The 21,613-nt window shown below is 71.7% G+C and carries 20 protein-coding genes and 2 tRNA genes; 13 read left to right on the top strand and 9 right to left on the bottom strand.

Translation table 11 applies throughout. The features are described from left to right. Nucleotides 1-45: 45 nt before the first annotated feature. Complete coding sequence (locus L615_RS13895; RefSeq protein ID WP_186449865.1) at nt 46-852, bottom strand: L,D-transpeptidase family protein; 807 nt, start codon at nt 850-852, stop codon at nt 46-48. 221 nt (nt 853-1,073) lie between these two features. On the opposite strand from L615_RS13895, the gene dnaG reads away from it, so the two are divergent. The 10 genes from dnaG (at nt 1,074) to L615_RS13845 (ending at nt 13,625) form a co-directional block, all read left to right on the top strand. Continuing rightward, nucleotides 1,074-2,966, top strand: coding sequence for a DNA primase (gene dnaG / locus L615_RS13890; RefSeq protein ID WP_145725449.1), 1,893 nt, complete (start codon nt 1,074-1,076; stop codon nt 2,964-2,966). Continuing rightward, nucleotides 2,963-3,451, top strand: coding sequence for a hypothetical protein (locus L615_RS13885; protein WP_145725448.1), 489 nt, complete (start codon nt 2,963-2,965; stop codon nt 3,449-3,451). The genes dnaG and L615_RS13885 overlap by 4 nt, the downstream gene beginning before the upstream one ends. Before the next feature lie 78 nt (nt 3,452-3,529). Next, nucleotides 3,530-3,605, top strand: a tRNA-Asn gene (locus tag L615_RS13880). Between the two features lie 133 nt (nt 3,606-3,738). Beyond that, nucleotides 3,739-4,587: a hypothetical protein gene (locus L615_RS13875; RefSeq protein ID WP_145725447.1), complete on the top strand. Its 849-nt coding sequence runs from the start codon at nt 3,739-3,741 to the stop codon at nt 4,585-4,587. A gap of 136 nt (nt 4,588-4,723) precedes the next feature. Further along, nucleotides 4,724-6,451, top strand: coding sequence for a sulfatase-like hydrolase/transferase (locus L615_RS13870; protein ID WP_145725446.1), 1,728 nt, complete (start codon nt 4,724-4,726; stop codon nt 6,449-6,451). A gap of 4 nt (nt 6,452-6,455) precedes the next feature. Then, nucleotides 6,456-8,153, top strand: coding sequence for a sulfatase (locus L615_RS13865; protein ID WP_186449864.1), 1,698 nt, complete (start codon nt 6,456-6,458; stop codon nt 8,151-8,153). A 50-nt stretch (nt 8,154-8,203) separates the two neighbouring features. After that, nucleotides 8,204-8,920, top strand: a complete 717-nt coding sequence (locus L615_RS13860) for a response regulator transcription factor (RefSeq protein ID WP_028656810.1) — start codon at nt 8,204-8,206, stop codon at nt 8,918-8,920. A 29-nt stretch (nt 8,921-8,949) separates the two neighbouring features. After that, nucleotides 8,950-10,380: a cell wall metabolism sensor histidine kinase WalK gene (locus tag L615_RS13855; RefSeq protein ID WP_261376693.1), complete on the top strand. Its 1,431-nt coding sequence runs from the start codon at nt 8,950-8,952 to the stop codon at nt 10,378-10,380. 191 nt (nt 10,381-10,571) lie between these two features. Beyond that, on the top strand, nt 10,572-12,512 hold the full coding sequence (locus L615_RS13850) for a hypothetical protein (RefSeq protein WP_145725444.1): 1,941 nt from the start codon (nt 10,572-10,574) through the stop codon (nt 12,510-12,512). A gap of 114 nt (nt 12,513-12,626) precedes the next feature. Then, a complete protein-coding gene (locus L615_RS13845; protein ID WP_145725443.1) occupies nt 12,627-13,625 on the top strand; it encodes a phosphotransferase in 999 nt (332 codons plus the stop codon). Here the strand turns inward: L615_RS13845 and L615_RS13840 are convergent. Next, complete coding sequence (locus L615_RS13840) at nt 13,600-13,935, bottom strand: YnfA family protein (protein ID WP_028656814.1); 336 nt, start codon at nt 13,933-13,935, stop codon at nt 13,600-13,602. The two genes, L615_RS13845 and L615_RS13840, sit on opposite strands and share 26 nt — an antisense overlap. Before the next feature lie 494 nt (nt 13,936-14,429). On the opposite strand from L615_RS13840, the gene L615_RS13835 reads away from it, so the two are divergent. Beyond that, nucleotides 14,430-14,849, top strand: coding sequence for a hypothetical protein (locus L615_RS13835; protein ID WP_145725442.1), 420 nt, complete (start codon nt 14,430-14,432; stop codon nt 14,847-14,849). Further along, entirely contained in the window at nt 14,846-15,388 is a 543-nt protein-coding gene (locus L615_RS13830; RefSeq protein WP_145725441.1) for a hypothetical protein, read from the top strand. The genes L615_RS13835 and L615_RS13830 overlap by 4 nt, the downstream gene beginning before the upstream one ends. A gap of 8 nt (nt 15,389-15,396) precedes the next feature. Here L615_RS13830 and L615_RS13825 read toward each other — a convergent pair. The 7 genes from L615_RS13825 to L615_RS13795 all read right to left on the bottom strand — a co-directional run bounded on the left by L615_RS13825 (nt 15,397) and on the right by L615_RS13795 (nt 20,364). Beyond that, nucleotides 15,397-15,473 (bottom strand) — tRNA-Ile (locus L615_RS13825). Nucleotides 15,474-15,776: 303 nt separating this feature from the next. After that, nucleotides 15,777-15,962 (bottom strand): DUF1508 domain-containing protein, encoded by a 186-nt coding sequence (locus L615_RS13820; RefSeq protein ID WP_145725440.1) that lies wholly within the window; start codon nt 15,960-15,962, stop codon nt 15,777-15,779. Between the two features lie 275 nt (nt 15,963-16,237). Further along, entirely contained in the window at nt 16,238-16,870 is a 633-nt protein-coding gene (locus tag L615_RS13815; protein WP_145725439.1) for a hypothetical protein, read from the bottom strand. A gap of 311 nt (nt 16,871-17,181) precedes the next feature. Continuing rightward, nucleotides 17,182-17,448, bottom strand: a complete 267-nt coding sequence (locus L615_RS13810) for a helix-turn-helix domain-containing protein (protein WP_145725438.1) — start codon at nt 17,446-17,448, stop codon at nt 17,182-17,184. Between the two features lie 484 nt (nt 17,449-17,932). Continuing rightward, the gene (locus tag L615_RS13805) at nt 17,933-18,679 is read right to left on the bottom strand and encodes a PIG-L deacetylase family protein (RefSeq protein WP_145725437.1); all 747 of its coding nucleotides are present in this window, start codon (nt 18,677-18,679) and stop codon (nt 17,933-17,935) included. A gap of 38 nt (nt 18,680-18,717) precedes the next feature. Continuing rightward, nucleotides 18,718-19,530, bottom strand: coding sequence for a DUF72 domain-containing protein (locus L615_RS13800; RefSeq protein WP_145725436.1), 813 nt, complete (start codon nt 19,528-19,530; stop codon nt 18,718-18,720). A 168-nt stretch (nt 19,531-19,698) separates the two neighbouring features. Next, nucleotides 19,699-20,364, bottom strand: coding sequence for a hypothetical protein (locus L615_RS13795; RefSeq protein ID WP_145725435.1), 666 nt, complete (start codon nt 20,362-20,364; stop codon nt 19,699-19,701). Nucleotides 20,365-20,481: 117 nt separating this feature from the next. Between L615_RS13795 and L615_RS13790 the strand changes: the two genes are divergently transcribed. After that, the gene (locus tag L615_RS13790; protein ID WP_145725434.1) at nt 20,482-21,543 is read left to right on the top strand and encodes a DNA adenine methylase; all 1,062 of its coding nucleotides are present in this window, start codon (nt 20,482-20,484) and stop codon (nt 21,541-21,543) included. The last annotated feature ends 70 nt before the right edge of the window (nt 21,544-21,613 follow it).

Here is a 21,613-nt window from a genome sequence, read left to right as displayed (position 1 = left end):
TTCCCTTCATCTTCATCTCTTGTCGGCGGAACGTCTGTGTGGGTGTCAGGCCTCGTCGACCATCACGGGTGTGCCGGTCGGAACGGTCCGGAGCAGGGCGAGTGCGTCATCCGGCACCCGCACGCAGCCGTGGCTGACCGACTTGCCGAAGACCGACGGGTCCGTCCAGCCGTGCAGGGCGACCGTGCCCGGTCCGCCCCCGTAGGAGTCCAGCGTGTCGCTGTGGCTGCCGAGCGGCAGGATCACGGGGGAGAAGGGCTGCTTCTCGTCGGTGATCTGCCCCAGCACGAAGGTGCGGCCGGTGGGCGTGGGGGTCTCCGGTGCGCCGATGGCCACCGTCCAGGTCCCGACCAGCTCGTTGTCCTCGAAGAGCTCCAGCGAGTGCGAGTCGAGATGCACCTGCACCAGGAACCGGCTGTGCGCCTCCTCGAGGTACCGGGAGCGGAGCCAGCCGGTCGAGCCGTTCGGCTTCGACGGCAGCATCACCTGCACCCAGTCGCGGTTGCGCGTGATCACGGTCAGCCAGGTGTCGCCGAACTGCTTCGGGCCGATCTTCGCGAACGGCGTGCCGTCCGGCTCGTCGTACAGCGGAAGCATCTTCCTGGGGTGCACGACGGTGCCCTTGGGGATCTTCGTCGGCCGGGGATCCTTCGGGGCGGCCTTGATCGTGGTCTTCGTGGAGCTGAGCGGCAGCTTCCTCAGGTCGACCTTCTCGGCGACCGGGGTGGCCGGCTCCTGCTGCGGCGCCCTGTCGGTGTCGCGGAAGACCACGAAGAGGACCGAGATCACGAGGAGCGCGATCACCAGGGGCACCGGCCACGACGCGCGCGAACGCGCAGTCGACTGCTCCATGCCTGGTCCCTCCCCGCATGCCCATTGCTGGCTCCCACTGTCCGGTTCCCACACCGCTCCCGAGTGGGAAACGACCATCAGGGCCTGAGGTCACGCAGAGAATAGCGATTCGCTCGACTTTTCTCCGGGACCCGGTCCCGGCTGCCGGGTCCCGGGACCGACCGCCGCCGCGGACGGGGACGACCGGACGGCGCCCGGGGCGTCGTCAGTAGGATTCCGGCATGGCTGGACGGATCCGTGACGAGGACATCGCCGCGGTCCGGGAACGGGTGCGGATCGACGAGGTCGTGTCCGGCTACGTCACCCTGCGCAACGCCGGCGGCGGCTCGATGAAGGGCCTGTGCCCGTTCCACGACGAGAAGTCGCCGTCCTTCCACGTCACCCCCAGCCGCGGCTTCTTCCACTGCTTCGGCTGCCAGGAGGGTGGGGACGTCTTCACCTTCCTGATGAAGATCGACGGGCTGAGCTTCGGCGAGGCCGTCGAGCGGATGGCGGACAAGTACGGCGTGCAGCTGCGCCGCGACGAGTCCGGGTTCGACGACCGCCCCCGCGGCCCCCAGCGCCGGCGCCTCGTGGAGGCCCACGCCGTCGCCCAGCAGTTCTACGCCGAGCAGCTCGCCACCCCCGACGCGCTCCAGGCGCGCCAGTTCCTGGCCGAGCGCGGCTTCGACCAGGCCGCCGCCGAGCACTTCGGTGTCGGCTTCGCGCCACGGGACGGCGAGGCGCTGTGGCGCCACCTCAAGGGCCGCGGGTTCACCGCGGAGGAGGGCATCGCCGCCGGGCTGGTCGCGATGGGACGCTCGCACTACGACAAGTTCCGCGGCCGGCTGCTCTGGCCGATCCGGGAGACCAACGGCGACACGATCGGCTTCGGTGCCCGCCGGATCTTCGAGGACGACCGGATCGAGGCCAAGTACCTCAACACCGGCGAGACCGCGATCTACAAGAAGAGCCACGTGCTCTACGGCATCGACCTGGCGCGCAAGCAGATCGCGATGACCTCACAGGCGGTCATCGTCGAGGGCTACACCGACGTCATGGCGTGCCACCTGGCCGGCGTGACCACGGCCGTGGCCACCTGCGGCACCGCCTTCGGTGACGACCACGCCCGCGTGCTGCGCCGCTTCCTGGATGACCACGCCGAGCTGCGCAGCGAGGTGGTGTTCACCTTCGACGGCGACGAGGCCGGGCAGAAGGCGGCGCTGCGCACCTTCGAGGGCGACCAGCGGTTCGTCGCCCAGACGTACGTCGCCGTCGCTCCGGAGGGCATGGATCCCTGCGAGCTGCGGATCAAGGAGGGTGACGCCGCCGTGCGCGAGCTGGTGGCGACCCGACGCCCGCTCTACCGCTTCGTGCTGGAGAACGTCGTCGGCCGCTACGACCTCGACCGGGCCGACAGCCGCGTCGACGCGCTGCGCGCGGGCGCCAAGCTCGTCGCCAGCGTGCGCGACAAGTCGAAGGTCGACGCCTTCGCCCGCGAGCTCGCCGCGATGGTCGGCGTCGACATGGAGCAGGCCCGCTCCGAGGTACGACGGGCCGCGGCCCGCGCCAACGAGCCCGACCGCGGACGCCCTCGGGACCGCGCGGCGACGTCCGCGCCGCCCGAGCCGGCCCCGCGCAGCAGGGTCCCCGACCTGCGCGACCCGCGGTTCGGCATCGAGCGGGAGACGCTCAAGCTCGTGCTCCAGCACCCGATCGCGATCGGCCGCACCAGCGCCGACATCGGCAGCAACGACTTCACGCACCCGACCTACCGTGCGGTCTGGGAGCTGATCGCCGCCGCTGGTGGCCCGGTCGCGGGGCAGAACGACGCCGGCTGGGTGTCCCGGGTCCGCGACGGCGCCACCGACCCGGCGGTGTCGTCGGTCGTCAGCGCGCTCGCGGTCGAGCCGATCCCGGCCAACCGGGAGATCAACGCCGACTACGTCGCCCACCACCTCTTCCGGCTCCAGGAGCTCACCGCCCTGCGGCGCATCGACGAGGTGAAGTCGCGCCTGCAGCGGACCAACCCGGTGGAGAACGAGACCGAGTTCAACCGGATGTTCGGGGAGCTGGCCGCGCTGGAGCAGGCCCGGCGGACCCTGCGCGAGAAGATCGTCGGCTCCGGCGCATGACCCGCCTGTTCCGGCGCCGGCGCGGTGGCGACCCCGTGGCGGTCGCGGCGGGGGAGCGGCTGCTGGCCTCCGCGTCCACCTCCTCCGGCGCGGTGGGCGGGACCCGGGACGCGCTCTACCTTCCGGAGCGGCTGCCGTGGGAGGAGGTCGCCGCGGCGGACTGGGACCCCGAGGAGCGCACGCTGACGGTCACCGAGGTCGGCCGCTTCGGCCAGGAACGGGTCGTGCACGTGCTGCACCTCGAGGACGCCGGCCGGCTGCTGCAGCTGGTGCGCGAGCGGGTGACCGCGAGCATCGCGCTCCAGCGCCACGTCCAGGTCACCGACCGCCGCTCCGTCCGGGTGCTCGCCCGTCAGGCCCCCGGCCGTCGCGGTGAGCTCGCCTGGTTCGTCGAGTACGACGAGGGGCTGGACCCCGCCGACCCCCAGGTCGACGCGCTGGTGCAGGCAGCGCTCGCGGCCGCCCGCGCGGACGTCGGCGCCTGACCCGGCCCCTCGATTTCGGGCGCCCGGCCCGGCCTTGCTAGTGTTTCCCCGCTGCACGGCCCCGGCCGCGGCCAGCATTCCCCCGTAGCTCAACTGGCAGAGCATGCGACTGTTAATCGCAGGGTTATTGGTTCGAGTCCAATCGGGGGAGCCACCACCGCGAGAGCACCCAGAGCCCCGCACGACCTGCCCGGCAGGACGGCGGGGCTCTCACCGTTTTCGGCAGCGCCCCGGTGCCCTGCGCGCGAGCCCCGGCCTGGCTCGGACGGGTTCGTTAGGGTCAGGGCATGGGGAACGGTGGCTTCGGGGCTGCGTTCCGTGATGCCCTCGCGGCGCGGTCGATGAGCCTCGGCGCGTTGCAGCGCTCGCTCGAGGCCCGGGGCACGCCGGTGAGCCTGGCGACGCTCAGCTACTGGCGCTCCGGCCAGCGCGAGCCGGAGCAGGCGGCGTCGCTTCGAGCCCTCGCCCAGATCGAGCACATCCTGCACCTCGACCCGGGCGCCCTCGAGCGCCTGCTCGAACCTCGACGACGGCGGGTCGGGCTGGACCGGCTCGCCGACTTCAGCGAGCACCACGAGCGGATCCGCGAGCTGCTCGGCGAGGTCGGGTTCAACTCGCCCTCCGACCGGTTGATCGACCGCGAGGTGGTGCTCAAGTACGAGCTCGGTCCGGACCGCGCACCCGTCCGCTCGTCGTACGTGCTCGTGGTGGAGTCCATCCACCCGCACGCCGACCGGCGCGCCACCGTGCTCACCGTCCGGCCCGGGGCGGAGACGCCGCAGATCACCCCGCTCGGCGGCTACCGGCTCGGCCGCGAGCGCGGCATCGTCGTCGGGGAGATGATCCTCGACCGGCCGCTGGTCGCGGGGGAGACGGCGATGCTGGAGCAGGAGGTCACCTACGCGACCGCCGACCCCAGCGACAACTCCTACCTCTACTGGGCCGTGCGGCGGATGACCTCGGTGAGCATCTGGGTCCGCTTCCACCCCGAGCTCGTCCCGGCCCGCTGCGAGTACTACACGGTCGTCGACGGCGTCGAGCACGTCACCGAGCTCGAGACCTTCGGCGCCAGCGTCAGCCGCACGGTGACCGGGTTCGGACCGGGGACCCTCGGCATCCGCTGGTACTGGGACTGAGGTCCCGCACCGGACGCCCCGGTCTGGACCGGTGGAGCGTTTTCCCTGACACCGCGACCGGTTCGCAACCGAATAGCCCTCGCGCGCGTCTGCCCAGCCGTAGGGTGACGATCCGCAACGGGAGGGGACAGGGCACATGCGCGGCTCGGCGAGGGTCTGGGGCGGCGCCGTCGGCGCAGCCCTGTCGTTGTGCATCCTGCTCGCGCTCCTCGTGCTCGCGGGCACCGGCGGTCCGGCGGCCGAGTCGACGCCGGACGGGCGACCGGCTGGAGCGCCGGCGACCACCGCGGCCGCCGACCCGGTCGAGCTCCCCGAGCAGCCGAACGTGGTGCTGGTCATGGCCGACGACATGCGCGTCGACGACCTCGCGTTCGCGCCCCGGCTGCGCCGCCTGGTCGCCGAGCACGGCATCACCTTCGAGAACTCCTTCTCGCCGTACCCGCTGTGCTGCCCGGCGCGGGCCTCCTTGCTCACGGGCCAGTACGCCCACAACCACCAGGTCTGGTGGCACAACCCGCCCTTCGGGTACGGCGCCTTCGACGACTCGCGCACCCTCGCCACCGCGCTGCAGGCAGCCGGCTACCGCACCGGGTTCGTCGGCAAGTACCTCAACCGCTACGGCACCGACCCGTCGAAGGTGACCGGCGAGTCCTCGGCGACCTACGTGCCGAACGGGTGGGACGACTGGCGCGCGGCGGTCGAGCCGCTGCCCGGCTCGGGCATCCACGGCAACACCTACGACTACATGGACACCCCGTTCAACGTGAACGGCACGATCGACAACGGCTACCGCGGGGTCTACCAGAGCGACGTCATCGGTGACTTCTCCGTCGACATGGCCCGCGGCTTCGCAGGCAGCGGTGAGCCGTTCTTCATGTACGTCAACTACGTCGCGCCGCACCACGGCGAGCCGAACGCCGCCGACGAGCCGCGCACCGTGCTCGACGAGGACGGCCGCGAGGTCAGCGTGGTCACCCCCGCGGTGCCCGACGACGTGCGCGGCATGTACGACGACGTCGTCGACCGGGCCTCCGGCATCGCCCGCACCGGCGAGCCGGTCGAGGCCGACACCAGCGACAAGCCGAAGGCCTTCCGCCACCACGTCCGCCGCCTGGGCGACGAGGCGAAGGAGGCGCTGCGCCTCGCCMCCCGCCGCCGGGCCGAGGCGGTGCACGTCATGGACCGCAACATCGCCCGTCTCGTCCGGGAGCTCTGGCGGTCGGGGGAGTGGGACCGCACGGTGTTCGTGTTCACCTCCGACAACGGGATGGTGATCGGCGAGCACGGGCTCGGGATGATGAAGGTGATCGCCCACGAGCCGTCCCTGCGGGTCCCGATGCTGGTGACCGGACCGGGCCTGCGGACGGCGCAGGAGCGCTACGACCCGATCAGCACCGTCGACCTCACCGCCACCGTCCTCGACCTCGCCGGTGCCCGGCCGCCGCACCTCGCGGACGGCGTGAGCCGGGTGCCCACGCTCGTCGGCGGCGACCTCGGCTGGACCACGCCCGTGGTCACCGAGGCCGTCTACACCGCCCCCGGCAAGGACCCGCAGTTCACCGACCGGCGCGCCACCATCGGGATCCGGGTCAACCGCTACTCCTACACCCGCTACCGCGGCGGGGACGCGGAGCTCTACGACCTGGTCCGGGACCCGCGCCAGGACCGCAACGTGGCCGACGACCCGGCCTACGCCGAGGTGCGGCGAGCGCTCGACCGGCTCTGGCCGCGGGTGAAGGACTGCCGCGGCGCGGGGTGCGCGCTGCCGCTGCCCGACCTGCTCGCCGGCACCCCTGGCCGGGTCCAGGCCGACACCGATGCCTACTGGACCGCCATCGACGCCGCCTACGGCTGGGAGGAATGACCCTGTGGTTCGGAGCAAGACCCGCCTGCTGGCGGTCCTCGTCGCACTCGTCGTCGCCCTGGCGCTGGCGTCCGGGATCACCGCGCCGGCCGAGGACGTCGGTGCGAGCGCCGCGACTCCGGACCCGGCCGCGACGGACCCGGCCGCGCGGGCGGCGGCCAGCGGGCTGAACGTCGTCGTGGTGATGGCCGACGACATGCGCGTCGATGACCTCGCCTACGCACCCAACCTGCGCCGACTCGTCGCCCGGCGCGGGCTGACCTACGAGAACTCCTTCTCGCCGTACCCGCTGTGCTGCCCGGCCCGGGCGTCCTTCCTCACCGGCCGCTACGCGCACAACCACCGCGTCTACCACCACGACAAGCCCTGGGGCTACCAGTCCTTCGACGACTCGCGCACGCTCGCGACGTCGCTGCGCGCGGCGGGCTACCGCACCGGGTTCATCGGGAAGTACCTCAACGGCTACGGCCGCGACCGGTCGCGGGTGAGCGGCCAGCAGTCGGCCCGCTACGTGCCGCGCGGCTGGCACGACTGGCGGGCGGCGATCGAGAACGACGGGTCCGGCCGCTACTCCGGCGGCACCTACGCCTACTTCAACACCGCCTTCAACATGAACGGCCGCATCGTCGACTCCTACCGCGGCCGCTACCAGTCCGACGTGATCGGGGACCTCTCCGTGGGGATGGCGCGGCGCTTCGCGGCCCGCCCCTCGCCGTTCTTCATGTACGTCAACTACGTCGCCCCGCACCACGGCGCGCCGTGGGAGCCGGACGACCCGCGCGGCGTGCGCGGCACGACCGGCAAGCGGATCAAGGTCAAGACGCCGGCCCGCCCGCAGTGGGTCAAGGGTCGCTTCGACAAGAGGATCCGTCGCGCCGCGGGCCTCGCCCGCACCGGCAACGCCGTCGAGCGCGACCTCAGCGACAAGCCGCGCTCGGTGCGACGCGCCCGCATGCACGCGGGCAGCCAGGCGTACCGCGCCTACCTCGAGGCGACCCGCCAGCGCGCCGAGGCGGTCTACGTGATGGACCGCAACATCGCCCGGCTGGTCGCCGAGCTGAAGCGCTCGGGGGAGTGGGCGCGCACCGTCTTCGTGTTCACCTCCGACAACGGCCTCATCATCGGCGAGCACGACCTCGGGCTGACCAAGATATGGGCGCACGAGCCGTCGCTGCGCGTGCCGCTGCTGGTCACCGGCCCCGGCATGCGCAGCGGGCAGCGGCGCTACGACCCGGTCTCGACGATGGACCTCACCGCCACCGTCCTCGACGTCGCCGGGGCGGAGCCGCCGCGCACCCCGGACGGCACCAGCCGCTGGCCGGCGATGCGTGGGGGAGACCAGGGCTGGAGCACGCCGATCGTGACGGAGGCGATCAGCACCGCCCGCGGGTCGCACCCGCTGTTCACCGACCGACGCAGCAGCATCGGCATCCGCACCTCGCGCTACAGCTACACCCGCTACCGCGACGGCGGCGGGGAGCTCTACGACCTGCTGCGCGACCCCCGCCAGGACCGCAACGTCTACCGCTCCGCGGCGTACGCCGACGTGCGGGCGCAGCTGGCCGGGGTCTGGACGCAGGTGAAGAGCTGCCGCGGGGAGACCTGCCGCACGCCGCTGCCCGACGGGCTGGCGGCCACGCCGGGGCAGAACCGGGCGACCACGGCGGCGTACTGGAAGGCGATCCGCGCGGCGTACGGCTGAGCCGTGCAGTTCCACAGGAATCGCACAGGATCGTGGCGCACGCTGGTGGTGTGACCGAGCCAGCCACGCGTCCCGACGGGACACCGCTGCGTGCCGTCGTCGTGGACGACGAGGTGAACATCGCCGAGCTCGTCGCCATGGCGCTGCGGTACGACGGGTGGTCGGTCGAGGTCGCCCACACCGGTGCCGACGCGGTCGCCGCGGTCCGGCGACACGGCCCCGACGTCGTCGTGCTCGACCTGATGCTGCCCGACCTCGACGGCATGGAGGTGATGCGGAGGGTGCGCGCCGACGACCCCTCCGTGCCGGTGCTCTTCCTGACCGCGCGCGACGCGGTCGAGGACCGTGTCGCGGGGCTGACGGCCGGCGGTGACGACTACGTGACGAAGCCGTTCTCCCTCGAGGAGCTGGTCGCCCGGTTGCGGGCGCTGGTGCGCCGCGCCGGGTCGGCGCTCGAGCAGTCCCGGTCGGCGCTCGTCGTCGGCGACCTCGTCCTCGACGAGGACAGCCACGAGGTGACCCGCGGCGGCGAGCCGATCCACCTGACCCACACCGAGTTCGAGCTGTTGCGCTACCTCATGCGCAACCCGCGCCGTGTGCTGAGCAAGGCGCAGATCCTCGACCGCGTCTGGAGCTACGACTTCGGGGGCCGGGCCAACGTCGTCGAGCTCTACATCTCCTACCTGCGCAAGAAGGTCGACGCCGGGCGCGAGCCGATGATCCACACCCTGCGCGGCGCCGGCTACGTCCTGAAGCCGGCCGGCTGATGGTCCCGCGCTCGCTGGCATCACGGCTGGTGGTCACGGCGGTGGCCCTCGTCGCCGTGGTGTCCCTGCTCGTGGGTGCGGTCACCACCGTCGGCATGCGGGCCTGGCTGACCGACCGGCTCGACCGTGAGGTGCAGGCCGCCTTCCAGCGGCTGGCGCTGGTGCCGGCGGGCGTCACCCCGCCGGGGGCCGACGACGCCGGGACGCCGGGCCGGCAGGACGCCCCGCTCCGCCGCGGGCCCTGGGGCCGCGGCGGCTTCGGCCAGCAGGTCGGCATCCTGGCTGCCACCTTCTCCGCCGACGGCGACCGCGGCTACGTCCTGGCCGACAGCAGCGCCGGCCCGGTCGGGGTGCCCCTCGACGACGCCGCGCTCGCCGCCCTCGAGGGGGCGGGGCGCGGGGGAGCCGAGACCGTCGAGGTGCCGGGGCAGGGCACCTATCGCGTCGTGTCCGGGACCGCGACCGGCGGTGCGCAGCGGGTCGTCGGCCTGCCGACCGACGACGTCGACGCCGCGACGGCCTCGCTCGTGCGCTGGGAGCTGGCGCTCGCGCTGCTCGGCATCCTCGTCGCGGCGGCGGCCGGCTCCGCCGTAGTACGGCGCCAGCTGCGGCCGCTCACCGAGGTGGCCGCCACCGCCAACGCCGTCTCCGAGCTCCCGCTCCAGTCCGGCGAGGTCGGGGTGACCGAGCGGGTGCCGGAGCACCTCACCGATCCGCAGACCGAGGCCGGTCAGGTCGGGCTCGCCCTGAACCGGCTCCTCGCGCATGTCGAGACCTCGCTCTCCGCGCGCCACCGCAGCGAGCAGCAGGTGCGGCAGTTCGTCGCCGACGCCTCCCACGAGCTGCGCACCCCGCTGACCACGATCGCCGGCTACACCGAGCTCGCCCGGCGGCAGGGCGACCCGGGCACCGCGCAGCTCGCCCTCGTCAAGGTCGAGGAGGAGGCCGGCCGGATGACCGCCCTCGTCGAGGACCTGCTCCTGCTCGCCCGGCTCGACGCCGGACGACCGCTCGTCCAGGAGCGTGTCGACCTCAGCCGGCTGCTGGTGGAGGCGGTCGAGGACGCCCGGGTCGTGGCTCCCGACCACCACTGGCAGATCGAGCTGCCGGCCGACGGCCGGCAGCTCGAGGTGACGGGCGACGCCGGGCGGCTGCACCAGGTCGTGTCGAACCTCCTGGTCAACGCGCGCCGGCACACGCCGCCGGGGACCACGGTCCGGGTGGTCGCCCGTGCCCGGGGCTTCGACGTGCACGACGACGGCCCGGGCTTCCCCGCGGACCTCGTCGACAGCGCCTTCGAGAGGTTCACCCGTGGCGACGTGTCCCGCCACCGGTCCGACGGCGTGGGTCTCGGCCTGGCCCTGGTGCGGGCGATCGTCGCCGCGCACGGCGGCACGGTCTCGCTGTCCAGTGCCCCGGGGCGGACCGTCGTCGGGGTCCAGCTGCCGCCGCTGCGCTGAGCCCGACGCCGCGAGGCGGTGCGAGGGACCGAGGCTCAACGAGCCCCGAGACGGCGACGTCACGGACGTGACGGGTGTGCATTCCGATGGTTCCCGAGCACTTCTCAGGCAGGTGTGACGTGCACCACGCTGTGCCTGCCAGCCGGCACTCTCCAGCGGCCTCGGGGCCACGGCTCCCCAAGGAGAAGCGCATGACCCAGCACCGCCGGCGCCGTCGTGCGGCGCCCACCTCCCGGCACCTCCGGCGGCTCGGCGCCACCGTCCTGGCCACGACCGTCGTCGCGACCCTCGTCTCGGCCGGAGCCGGCCTCGGCCCGGCCAGTGCCGGGACCACCGTCTCGCCGGCCGAGCCGGGCGACCCGCCGGTCGTCCGGGGCGACTCCGTGACGATCGACGTCGACCGCGTGGCGATGCACCACGCCCGCACCGCGGCGACGCAGAACTTCGCCCCTGCTCCCGCGAGCACCGTCGCGCTCACCGGGTGCAGGGGCGACAACCCGAACGGCACCAACGCCTCCCCGCGGACCGAGGTCACCGTGACCGCGCCTGACGGCAGCACGGTCCTGAGCCGGGTGTCGCCGGTGCGGGACCTCGGGCTGCTCCCGTTCCTCACCAGCCCGCCGAACCAGCCGCTCGACCCCCAGCCCGGCCCGGCCAACGCCAACTACCGCGGCGACTTCTCCGGCAACGCGCACCACGGCATGAACGTCGACGTGTCGCTCGCCGGGGAGCCCGCGGGCGTCTACACGGTGACCACCACCGACCACAACACCGTCAAGACCGGCCTCGGCGCCTGCTCCTTCGCAACCCCCGAGACCCTCGGCACCGGCTTCGGCAAGAACGTGACGCCCGGACCCGTGGTGACGACCGAGACGTTCGAGTACCGGCCGTGGGCGGCGCAGTTCGTCGACGTCCTCGGCAAGGGTGCCGTGCGCGCCAACATCGAGCCCGCGGAGTACGAGGTCGCCGTCGGCAGCAAGACCTCGCCGTTGTACGACGGCGACCTGCCGCTCGCGGGCACCGGCCGCAACCAGCAGTTCTACGGGCTGCAGGGGGCCTTCGCGCTGCCCAACAACCCGCAGGCCTGCCTCGACGACCTGACCGCCTGCCTGCCGTCGAGGGCCTACCCGTGCCAGCCGTCCTTCGGCTGCACGCCGCGGCTGATGATCATCGACCGCCCGGCCACCGCGGCCGACCCCAACGGCCTGGTCGGCGTCTTCGACCTCGACACCAGGGCGTTCGTCGCCCACGCCACCGTGGACGGCACGACCCGCACCCTGCTGTCGCTCGGGACCACCAACGACGGCTACTACCGCGACCTGCTGCAGAAGCTCGCTGCCGGCGCCGCGGCCCAGGGCGTCGACCTCGCCTCGATCCTCGCGACCGAGGTGCGGGTGGGCACCGGCGACCAGCAGGTGTCGCTGAGCCTGCTCAACGGCCTGCAGGTCGACCCGTCCACGAAGCCCGGTGGGGTGCAGATCGCCTCTGACGCCACCGTGCAGGCCGGCGTGGTGCTCGACATCTACAGCTCGCTGCGCCTGACCGGCGGGGCGTGCGCGACCAACAGCGCCAGCTCGGACTCCGCCCCCGACCGGTTCACGCCGAACGAGGACCACGGCTACACCGTCACGAGGTCCGACCTCCTGCCGGAGGTGCCGCGCGTCGGCCCGCTCGGCGCGGTCGTCGGCGGCCCGCTCTACCACGTCACCGGTCGCTTCCGGTCGGATGCGCTGGTCAACACGGCCACCGCTGTGCTCGGGGTCGACACCGCGGTGGACGAGCCCAACGGCTACCCGGTGTGGGTGAACCCGTTCCTCAGCGGGGTGAGCACCGTCGAGCCCCGGACGATGGACTTCCTCGGCACCGGCACCTGGTCGGCGAGCGAGACGCTGGTCGGGGCCGGCTGCCTCGTGGTCGACTTCCTGCTGGGCACCGGCGTCGCCGTCTACAACAACCCGCTGCCCGTCGGCCTCGGCACCGTCTTCGACCCGCTGGCGACCCCGTCGCCGGCGGCCGAGCGGCTCACCGACGCGATCGACCAGGCGGTGGACGACGTGGTCGGCCAGCTGTCCACCAACCCGGTGGTCAGCTCGCTGCTCACCCAGGTGACGGCGCTGCTGCCGCTGTCCTGACCTGAGAGAGGTCACCGGCGCCGGGCCGGGTGGGGAGCTCCCCACCCGGCCCGGCGTCGTCCTGCCGTGGAAACCCGCTGGCGCAGGGTGACCCCGGTGGGTCACGCTGCGCAGGTGGGCACGTGGACCAGCGCGGTGTGGGGGGACGAGGAGTTCCTCGCCGGCCTCCGCACGTTCGTGGCCCACGCCGTCGACGGGCCGGCGACGATCGAGGTCGTCGCCCGSCAGCCGTGGTCGGCCGTGTGGCGGGTGCGCGTAGGGTCCCGGACGTCGTACCTGAAGMCGAMCTGCCCCGGCCAGGCCTTCGAGGCCCGCCTGGTCCGCGACCTCGCGCGGGTCGCCCCCGACCAGCTGGTGCCGGTCATCGCGGCCGACCCCGAGCGCGACCTGCTCCTCACCGAGGACCTCGGTCCGACCCTCGAGCAGCTCGGCCGTGCCACCGACGTGGACGCCTGGTGCCGCGTCGTCGCCGAGTCCGCGGCCCTCCAGCGCCGGGTCGCGACCACCGGCGTCGACCTCGGCCTCACCGTCATGGAGCCCTGCGACGCGTCGACGTACGTCGCCGACGCCGTCGGTCGCCTCGCCGCCCTCGCCCCGGGGGACCCGCGCCGCCTCGACCCCGACGTCGCCCACCGGCTCGAGGCGCTGCTGCCGACGGTCGAGCGGTGGTCGGACCGGGTCGACGACCTCGACCTGCCGCTGACCCTGGTGCACAACGACCTTCATGCCGCCAACGTCGTCCCCCTCGCCGGGACGTTGCGCTTCTTCGACTTCGGTGACGCCGTGGCGGGGGAGCCCCTCGCCAACCTGCTCATCCCGCTGCACATCGCCAGCCGCGAGCTCGGCGCCGGGCGCGACGACCCGCGGCTGTGGCGCATCGCCGACGCCGGGCTGGAGGTCTGGAACGACCTCGTCCCGATGGCCGACCTGCGCGAGGCCCTGCCCGCCTCGCTGCAGCTCGCCCGGCTCGCCCGCGTGGAGTCCTGGCGCCGCTGCGTCGCGACGATGACGCCGGAGGAGCAGGCCCAGTGGGGGTATGTCCCGGCGCGCTGGCTCGGCATGCTGCTCGAGCCGCCGCCCGTCGAGGTCAGGCCGAGCGCGGCGCGTACATGATCACGGCGACACCGGCCAGGCACACCAGCGCACCGACCACGTCGTAGCGGTCCGGGCGGAAGCCATCCGCGACCATGCCCCACGCCAGCGACCCCGCGATGAAGACGCCGCCGTACGCCGCGAGGATGCGCCCGAAGTGCGCGTCCGGCTGCAGCGTCGCGACGAACCCGTAGAGCCCGAGCGCGATCACCCCCGCCCCGACCCACAACCACCCGCGGTGCTCCCGCACGCCCTGCCACACCAGCCAGGCGCCGCCGATCTCCGCGACGGCGGCAGCCACGAACAGGGCGACGGAGCGCAGCGTGTCCATGGCGCCATGCTGGCAGAGCCGGCACCGGCCGTCGTGACCAGCACCGAGCGCGTCGTAGGGCGGGTGGGGCTCGAACCCACGACCCAAGGATTATGGGAGGCTCCGCGCGGTCGGAAAGGGTCGGCATGGGTTCGAGAGGGTCGAACTCCATTCACGACAGAATGCCGCTCCGTTGAGCGGGATTCACGCCCTCGGCGCTCCGACCAGCGGAAACTCTGCCCGCCCGGCCTGATCCGAGCGGAGGAGCGCCGCAGGAGCGCGGGAGCGGTCCGGGACGCCCCCAGCGAGATCCGGGGAAGGTCCTCGCTGCGTACGGCACCGCTGCACGTGTGCAATCAGGCCCTGCACGGCCTCGGAGGGTCACGCCGGTCCCTCGGCCCGATTCGACCGTTCAACGCTGCAAATCGCTTGCAGCGCGTCCGAGGTCACGCGCCCCCACCACAGACCGGGGCATTTCCGTATGTTTGTCCGCTCGCCGTGCCACGATGCTGAACGTGAGCGATCCAGAGGACGACGACCACACCACATACCTCCGGATGAGCCTGTCCGACGAGGACGACGACGAGTCACCAATCGTGTCTCGTGCTGCGTTTCAACTCCACGGCTTCGCAATGGTCAACAGCGTGCAGGACGGCACACCCGGCTTCATCTCAGATGACTACCTCAATGCGATCAGCGCCGAGACGACGCTGACCGCAACAGAACTGTGCATGGTCGGCCTGTGGACCCGCGACGAGGAGCGTGGCGGCTACGTGCTCAACGACCCGATGGTGGCCGACGTGGTCGAGTTCAACGACCGCATGGAGCGCGACAAAGAGTTCTGCGAGACGACCGGAGGTCACGAGACGTCAGAGGAGTCCGGGCCAACGATCTGCGTCAAGTGCCATGCACCGATCCGAAATGGGGACGCATGAACATCGAGTGGGGCAACGCTGCCGAGTGGGTTGGTTCGGTGGGCACCGTGCTAACCCTGGCGCTCGGTCTCGTTCTTCTGCGACGGGAGATTCGCGACAACCGCAAGCGCCACGCTTCGCGGGTCATCGCATGGATTGACACCAGCGCCGGAGCGGTACATGTGAAGAACGGCGGAGAGGAGCCGATCACAAACGTGATGCTGGCGCTCTTCACCGCTGGTCACTACGCAGACCCGATGAGCGGCCAAGGCGACACCCCCTTTGTGGAGAGTTGGGAGTGGTTGGGGCCGAGTGAGTCGCGGTCGCTCTCTCCAAAGGACGCCGACTGGCACGCGGACCTGTATCCGCCCCAAGCCCGCCTTGAGTTCACCGACATGACCGGGCAGCGCTGGCTCCGCAACGAGCGCGGCGTGCTCTCGGAGAAGCGCGTGCGGCCGTTCCCGCAGGATCGCAAGCAGGTGCGCACGTGGAAGCGCAACGAGAGGGAGACCACCAAGGCCCGCCAGATCTACACGCGGTGGCGCTGGCCGAACGTGTAACAGCCGGGTGGTGGGCCAGGCAGGACTCGAACCTGCGACTCGGGACATTATGAGTGTCCTGCTCTACCAGCTGAGCTACTGGCCCAAGGGCACGAAGCCTATCCATCAGGTCGCGTCCAGTTGGCAGGACGGTAGTGACGGCGCGACCTCGATGGCGTTGGATACAAGGGAGAAGCCCCACCCGAGCCGAGGTGTCGTTACCACTTCGGAGCGTGTGGGGCTTCCCTGTTGGGCACTCGGCGGCTTCCCCGCCCGACAGTGCCCGGCTACTTCTTCTTGCTGGACTTCTTGACGGACTCGTTCACGGTCGTCTTGGGATGACGCTTGACCGTGGACTGCTTGACGAACCGACCAGTGCTCGCGCTTCGACCGCGCTTCCCCGGCATGGTCAGGCCGCCTTCGTCATGTCGTAGAACGGGGCACCTGCCGCGTTCTTCTGGACACTCGCCACGGCGTCGATCGCGTCCTGGCGATTGAAGTAGGTCTCGCTGGTCGCGAGGACCTTCCCGTTGGACGCACGGATCAGCCAGTACCACGGCTGAGGGCCGGACGCCCGTCTCAGTTCGAACTGCATGATTCTGTCCTCCACCGCTGTGAGCGCAGCGGCACACGCTGGGCCTTCGACCCCGGTGACCTCACGTAGCAACCCCGCCTGCCTGTCGAACACCACGCCGAAAGCCGCCGGTGCTGGACAACGAACTACAACGATGTAACTATGCTCGGTCCACTCCAGTGTGAGCGAAGGCGCGGGCCGAAAGCAAGGCCGGGGTCGAAGTTATCCACAGGCAGTTCCGATGTGATGCTGCCCCGCGCCACCGTTCCAGCGGGCGGGGCAGCATCAGAGTTGCGTCAGTTGGCCAGCCTCCTCGGTGCCAATACCGTGATGTTGGTGGCGCTCTCCGCGACGGACGCAGCATCGAGGGCCGCACGGCGCTTGACGCCGTCGCGCCGCGAACTCCTCGCGTATCGGTCAAGCGTCATGGTCGCGCTGCTGTGTCCGGCTCGCTCCTGAATCTCCTTGAGCGTGAGCGCGCCGTCGTGGCCGATCCGGGAGACGTGCCGGCTGATGCCCGCGTGGCGCAGTTCGTAGAAGCGCATCGGAGGCACGTCGGCCTTCTTCAACGCAGCTCTCCAGTGTCGATCGAGCGACGAGTAACGGAACGGCTTAGAGAAGTCGAGGCGGTCCACGAGAGCGCGGTCATGCGCCCCACCCACCGCAAGGCCGACGAACAGCGGCAGGTCCTCGCCGGGGTGGTGTTGCTCGGGATGGTTCGCGAACATCTTGCGGTTCAGGGAGCCGACTGCCCTCTTTGCCTCGTCGGTGCGGAGCTGCGCTCGCAGAATCCCCGTCACCGACTTCTCTCGCCCTGCCATCTCTCGTCTCCTTTGGTCTGCTGCTTGTTCAGCCAGCCGTGCCGCTTCGATGCGGTCGGCTGGGGTGACTGCTTCGGGTCCGCGCCGGTAGCGGTTGCCCCAGGTCATGACGCCGACCGCCGATCGGGCTTGCGGCACGTGACGTAGTGACGGAGCGCCGTTCGGATGACGACGGACACCGGCGTCCCCTCCATCGCGGCAACAAGCCGCAGGTCTGTGAGCAGGTCGTCCGGGATCACCACCCGGCGACTCACCCCGATTCGTGGTCGGCCCACGTCCTTCTCCTTCCGTTTCAGGACCCCATTTCGGGGACCCACTACGACGAGCCTTCGCCAGCGATGTGTTGCCGCTGTCTGCTCTGAGAGGGGTGGGGAGCGATGCGCGAATGGCCAGCACCCCACCCACCAGACGGGCAGGGCTCAGCGCGACAGCCAGGCGATGAGGTCGGAGCGCCGGTACAGCGGTGGCGACTGCGGGCCAGAGGGCCGGAAGCACGGCAGGGTCGGATGCTCGCCGGTGCGCCATCGACGGAGTTGGCGCCGGGTGACGTTGAACCGCTCGCAGACCTGCGCCTCAGTCAGAGTCGCGATGCCTACCGGAAGGCCGTGCTCATCGAGCGGATGCGTCAGGGAAATGGATGGCGCTGCGGCTCCGGCTGCGGCGCTGCGCTTCTTGGTAGTGGACATTTGGGTCAGTGACCTCCCGTGAGATGGGAAGCACGCCTGTCGCGCCAACGGGCGACATGACCATTGAGCCTGACCCTTGAGCCGGTCCTCGGGGAGTTTCCGCCGCACCCGCTCTCAGGGGTGCCCATTCAGCCAAACTCAGCCGGGACGCTTGCCGATCACTGCCGGTCACCCTCCCGGATTCTGACCGGGGTGGGGACTGCGAGGTCGACTGTACCGGGTCAGCCGATGCTGTGAGGCCGGATGAGTCGGCTACGCCGCACTGCGGGGAAAGCGCTCACGGCCCGACCCGGCCCATGCCGACCGATGCCCGCTCCCCGGAGGCTCGCCGATTCGAGGAGCGCGAGAGGAGCGCGAAAGTCTCGATCAGCCGGTTTCTACGCCTGAAACCGCGCCATTCCCGGACGATTATGAGTCCTCTGCTCTGACCGACTGAGCTACCGCCCCGGGTGCCTCGGACCCTATCGAGTGCGTCCGGGCGGCGTCAGTCGCCCCAGCCCATCGGGAACACCTCGAACGCGGCGGCGAAGGTGGTGCCGAGCCGTGAGCCGGTGGGGCGGGCGAAGCCCTCGAGGAACTCGCGGGGGTCCCAGTTCTCCCAGCCGAGGCCCTCGATGTAGGCCGAGTGCTCCTCCAGCGAGGCGACGCCGGCGTCGAAGGTGTCCGTCGTGTCGACCGCGTAGGTCGCCTCGGGGGAGCCGAACGCCCACACCTCGCGCACGCCGCCCCACGGCTCGACGCCGTCGGTGAGCTGCTCGGGGAAGACCCAGCGGTTGCCGGCGTCGCGGACGGCGTCGACCACGGCCCGGCCGACGGCGATGTGGTCGGCCTGGTTGAGCGAGCGGCCGCCCCAGGTGTCGCGGAAGTTGCCGGTAATGACGACGTCGGGCCGGTGCTTGCGTACGACGGCGGCGAGCTCGCGGCGCAGCGGCACGCCGTACTCCAGGATCCCGTCGGGCAGGCCGAGGAACTCGACGACGTCGACGCCGACGACCTGTGCGGAGCGGACCTCCTCGGCCTCGCGGACGGCGCGGCACTCGTCCGGGTGCATGCCGTCGATCCCGGCCTCGCCGCTGGTGACCATGCAGTAGACGACCGTCTTGCCCTGGCCGGTCCAGCGGGCGACTGCCGCGGCCGCGCCGAACTCCATGTCGTCGGGGTGGGCCACGATGCACAGTGCCCGCTGCCAGTCCTCGTCGAGCGGCTGCAGGGGAGCGGGAGCGTCGACCATGTCCCGAGCATGGCAGCCTCGCCGCGGCTGCGCCACGGTCAGCGCAGGCGCTCCAGCAGCGCCTCGGCGTCGTGCGGCGCGTGGCCGGCGGCGTCGTTGTCGAAGTAGACGAAGACGTCCGCCTCCTCGGCCCACCGCCGGCACCGCCCGGCCCACGCGTCCAGCGAGCGTGCGGCGTAGCGGCTGCGGTAGAGCTCGGTGTGCCCGTGCAACCGGACGTGCACCACGCCGCTGGTGACCGCCTCCGCGCGCGGCCAGCGGCCGTCGGAGTCCGCGACGACGCAGCCGACGTCGTGCTCGCGCATCTGCTCCAGCGCGGCGTCCTCGCAGAACGACCGGTGGCGGAACTCCAGCACGTGCGCGACCTGCTGGTCGACCTCGCAGGTCGTGAGGGCCCGGTCGCCGGAGAGCCGGTCGTCGBGGCGGGACGCGAGCTCGGCCGCCGCGGAGGTGGTCCGCGGCAGCAGCTCGTAGAAGTCGCGCATCAGCCCGGCGTCGTACGACAGCGACTCGGGGAGCTGCCACAGCACCGGCCCCAGCTTGTGGCCCAGGGCCAGCACGCCGGAGGCGAAGAAGTTCGCGAGCGGCGCCTCGACGTCGCGCAGCCGCTTGAGGTGGGTGATGAACCGCCCGCCCTTGACGGCCAGCACGAAGTCGTCGGGGGTCGCGTCCCGCCAGGAGCGGTACGACGACGGCCGCTGCAGCGAGTAGAAGGAGCCGTTGACCTCGACCGAGGTCAACCGGCGGGACAGGTGCCCCAGCTCGTCGGCCCGGCGCAGCCCCTCGGGGTAGAAGTCGCCGCGCCAGCTGGCGTACGACCAGCCGGACGTGCCCACCCGGATCTCGCCCACGACCTGGCCGTACCCGACCGGGCCCGGGGACAGACCCGGCCAGCCCCGGCCAGGCCCGGCGGCCCCGGACAGACACCACCCCCGGCCGGGCTCACGTGGGCCGACCGGGGGTGGTGTTCGTGGTGCTGGTGCCCGGCTCCGGGTGTCAGGAGCGGGTCACCGGTGAGGTCACTTCCAGACGACCGGCTTGCCGTCGAACTGGTCGTACTCGTCGGTGCCACCGGAGAACTGGACGCCGTCGACGACCGAGCCCTTGGTGGTCAGCGCCGGGACGCAGGTGGTGGCGGTGTCGCCGACCTTCGAGTCGTACTCGAACGCGTCGTCGTTGCACGGCTCGAAGTCGCCGAAGACGATGAGGCTGCCGGCCTTGGAGCTGCCGGTGAGGCCGTCGAAGTCGCTCCCCGGGCCGTAGGAGCCGAAGTCGTCGTTCGCGTCGAGGATCTTCATCTCCATCTGGATGTAGAACGGCGTGTAGTCGGCGGCGTTCTTCACCTTCGCAGCCTCGAGGTCGGCGCTGGTGCCTTCCTCGATGCCGGTCACGGTCACCTCGAGGGTGGCCTGGCCGTTGGTGCCGTAGGTGACGGGGAGGATCGCGGTGTCGCCGATCGAGAGCTCGGTGCCGGGGGCGGTGACGTCACCGGACAGCGGGGCGTCACCGGAGTCGGTGCCCTCGGTCTCCTCGGTCTCCGTCTCGAGCTCGGTCTCCGGCTCGCTGGGCGTCTCCGACGTCGTCTCCGGGGTCGGGTCGCTGGCGGACGGGCTCTCGTCGTCCCCGCAGGCGCTGAGCGAGAGAACCGCGAGCAGCGCAGCGGGCAGGGCGAGCTTGACGTTCATGGGGGTTCCTTCCCGGAGGGTCTTGGTGAGGGCTCCCTTCCCCCGTTCCCGGGTTCCCACACCTGCGGACCGTCGCGCCTGCTGAGACGTGGGCCACATCGCACATAGGCTCCCGGCGTGATCAAGTACCTCGGCTCCAAGCGCACCCTGGTGCCGGTGCTGGGGGAGATCGCCGCCGCGACGGGTGCGCGGACCGCGGTCGACCTGTTCACCGGCACCACCCGGGTGGCGCAGGAGTTCAAGCGGCGCGGGCTGTTCGTCACCGCGGCCGACCTGGCGTCGTACTCCACCGTGCTGAGCGACTGCTACGTCGCCACGGACGCCGGGACGGTGGACGAGGCCGCCCTCGCCGCCGAGCTCGACCGGCTCGGCGCGCTACCGGGCCACCGCGGCTACTTCACCGAGACCTTCTGCGAGCGCGCCCGCTTCTTCCAGCCCCGCAACGGCGAGCGGGTGGACGCCATCCGCGACGCGATCGAGCGCGACCACCCGCCCGGGGCGCCGCTACGACCGATCCTGCTGACCAGCCTGATGCTCGCGGCCGACCGCGTCGACTCCACGACCGGCGTCCAGATGGCCTACCTCAAGCAGTGGGCACCGCGGGCGCTGGGCGAGCTCGACGTGCGCCGCCCCGAGCTGCTGGCCGGTCCGGGCGCCACCATCGGCGGCGACGTGCTCGACACCGTCGACGTGTTGCCGGTCGTCGACCTCGCCTACGTCGACCCGCCCTACAACCAGCACCGGTACTTCGCGAACTACCACATCTGGGAGACCCTCGTCCGCTGGGACGCCCCCGAGCACTACGGCGTCGCGTGCAAGCGCGTGGACGCCCGTGAGCGGCGCAGCGTCTTCAACAGCCGCCGGACGATGCCCGCCGCGCTCGGTGACGTGCTGGCCCGGGTGCGCGCCGACGTCGTGGTGGTCTCCTACAACGACGAGTCGTGGATCGAGCCCGCGCAGATGACCACGATGCTGCGCGACGCCGGGCACCGCGAGGTCGCCGTCCTCGCCTTCGAGCGCAAGCGGTACGTCGGGGCGCAGATCGGCATCCACGGCCCGACCGGCCAGCGGGTCGGTGAGGTCCGCCGGCTGCGCAACGTCGAGTACCTCTTCGTCGCCGGTGACCCGGATCCGGTCGAGGCGGCCACGGCCGCCAGCGTGCCGTCGCCCCCGCGATGAGCAGCCGCCCACCGCGCTCGACCAGGCGCAGCGTGATGTCCTCGGTGCGGGCGGACCCTCCGGGCAGCTC

Source organism: Nocardioides sp. J9, assembly GCF_007829375.1.
GTDB lineage: Bacteria > Actinomycetota > Actinomycetes > Propionibacteriales > Nocardioidaceae > Nocardioides.
The sequence above is the reverse complement of the archived record's forward strand: the minus strand, read 5'-3'. Positions and strand labels throughout refer to the sequence as shown.

Excerpts from the sequence above, each read along its gene's own strand:
- L615_RS13875 (WP_145725447.1), top strand. The coding sequence starts at position 3,739 with ATGGGGAACGGTGGCTTCGGGGCTGCGTTCCGTGATGCCCTCGCGGCG.
- L615_RS13840 (WP_028656814.1), bottom strand. The coding sequence starts at position 13,935 with ATGGACACGCTGCGCTCCGTCGCCCTGTTCGTGGCTGCCGCCGTCGCG.
- L615_RS13820 (WP_145725440.1), bottom strand. The coding sequence starts at position 15,962 with ATGCAGTTCGAACTGAGACGGGCGTCCGGCCCTCAGCCGTGGTACTGG.
- L615_RS13830 (WP_145725441.1), top strand. The coding sequence starts at position 14,846 with ATGAACATCGAGTGGGGCAACGCTGCCGAGTGGGTTGGTTCGGTGGGC.
- L615_RS13810 (WP_145725438.1), bottom strand. The coding sequence starts at position 17,448 with ATGTCCACTACCAAGAAGCGCAGCGCCGCAGCCGGAGCCGCAGCGCCA.
- L615_RS13850 (WP_145725444.1), top strand. The coding sequence starts at position 10,572 with ATGACCCAGCACCGCCGGCGCCGTCGTGCGGCGCCCACCTCCCGGCAC.
- L615_RS13895 (WP_186449865.1), bottom strand. The coding sequence starts at position 852 with ATGGAGCAGTCGACTGCGCGTTCGCGCGCGTCGTGGCCGGTGCCCCTG.
- L615_RS13885 (WP_145725448.1), top strand. The coding sequence starts at position 2,963 with ATGACCCGCCTGTTCCGGCGCCGGCGCGGTGGCGACCCCGTGGCGGTC.
- dnaG (WP_145725449.1), top strand. The coding sequence starts at position 1,074 with ATGGCTGGACGGATCCGTGACGAGGACATCGCCGCGGTCCGGGAACGG.
- L615_RS13815 (WP_145725439.1), bottom strand. The coding sequence starts at position 16,870 with ATGACCTGGGGCAACCGCTACCGGCGCGGACCCGAAGCAGTCACCCCA.
- L615_RS13795 (WP_145725435.1), bottom strand. The coding sequence starts at position 20,364 with ATGAACGTCAAGCTCGCCCTGCCCGCTGCGCTGCTCGCGGTTCTCTCG.
- L615_RS13805 (WP_145725437.1), bottom strand. The coding sequence starts at position 18,679 with ATGGTCGACGCTCCCGCTCCCCTGCAGCCGCTCGACGAGGACTGGCAG.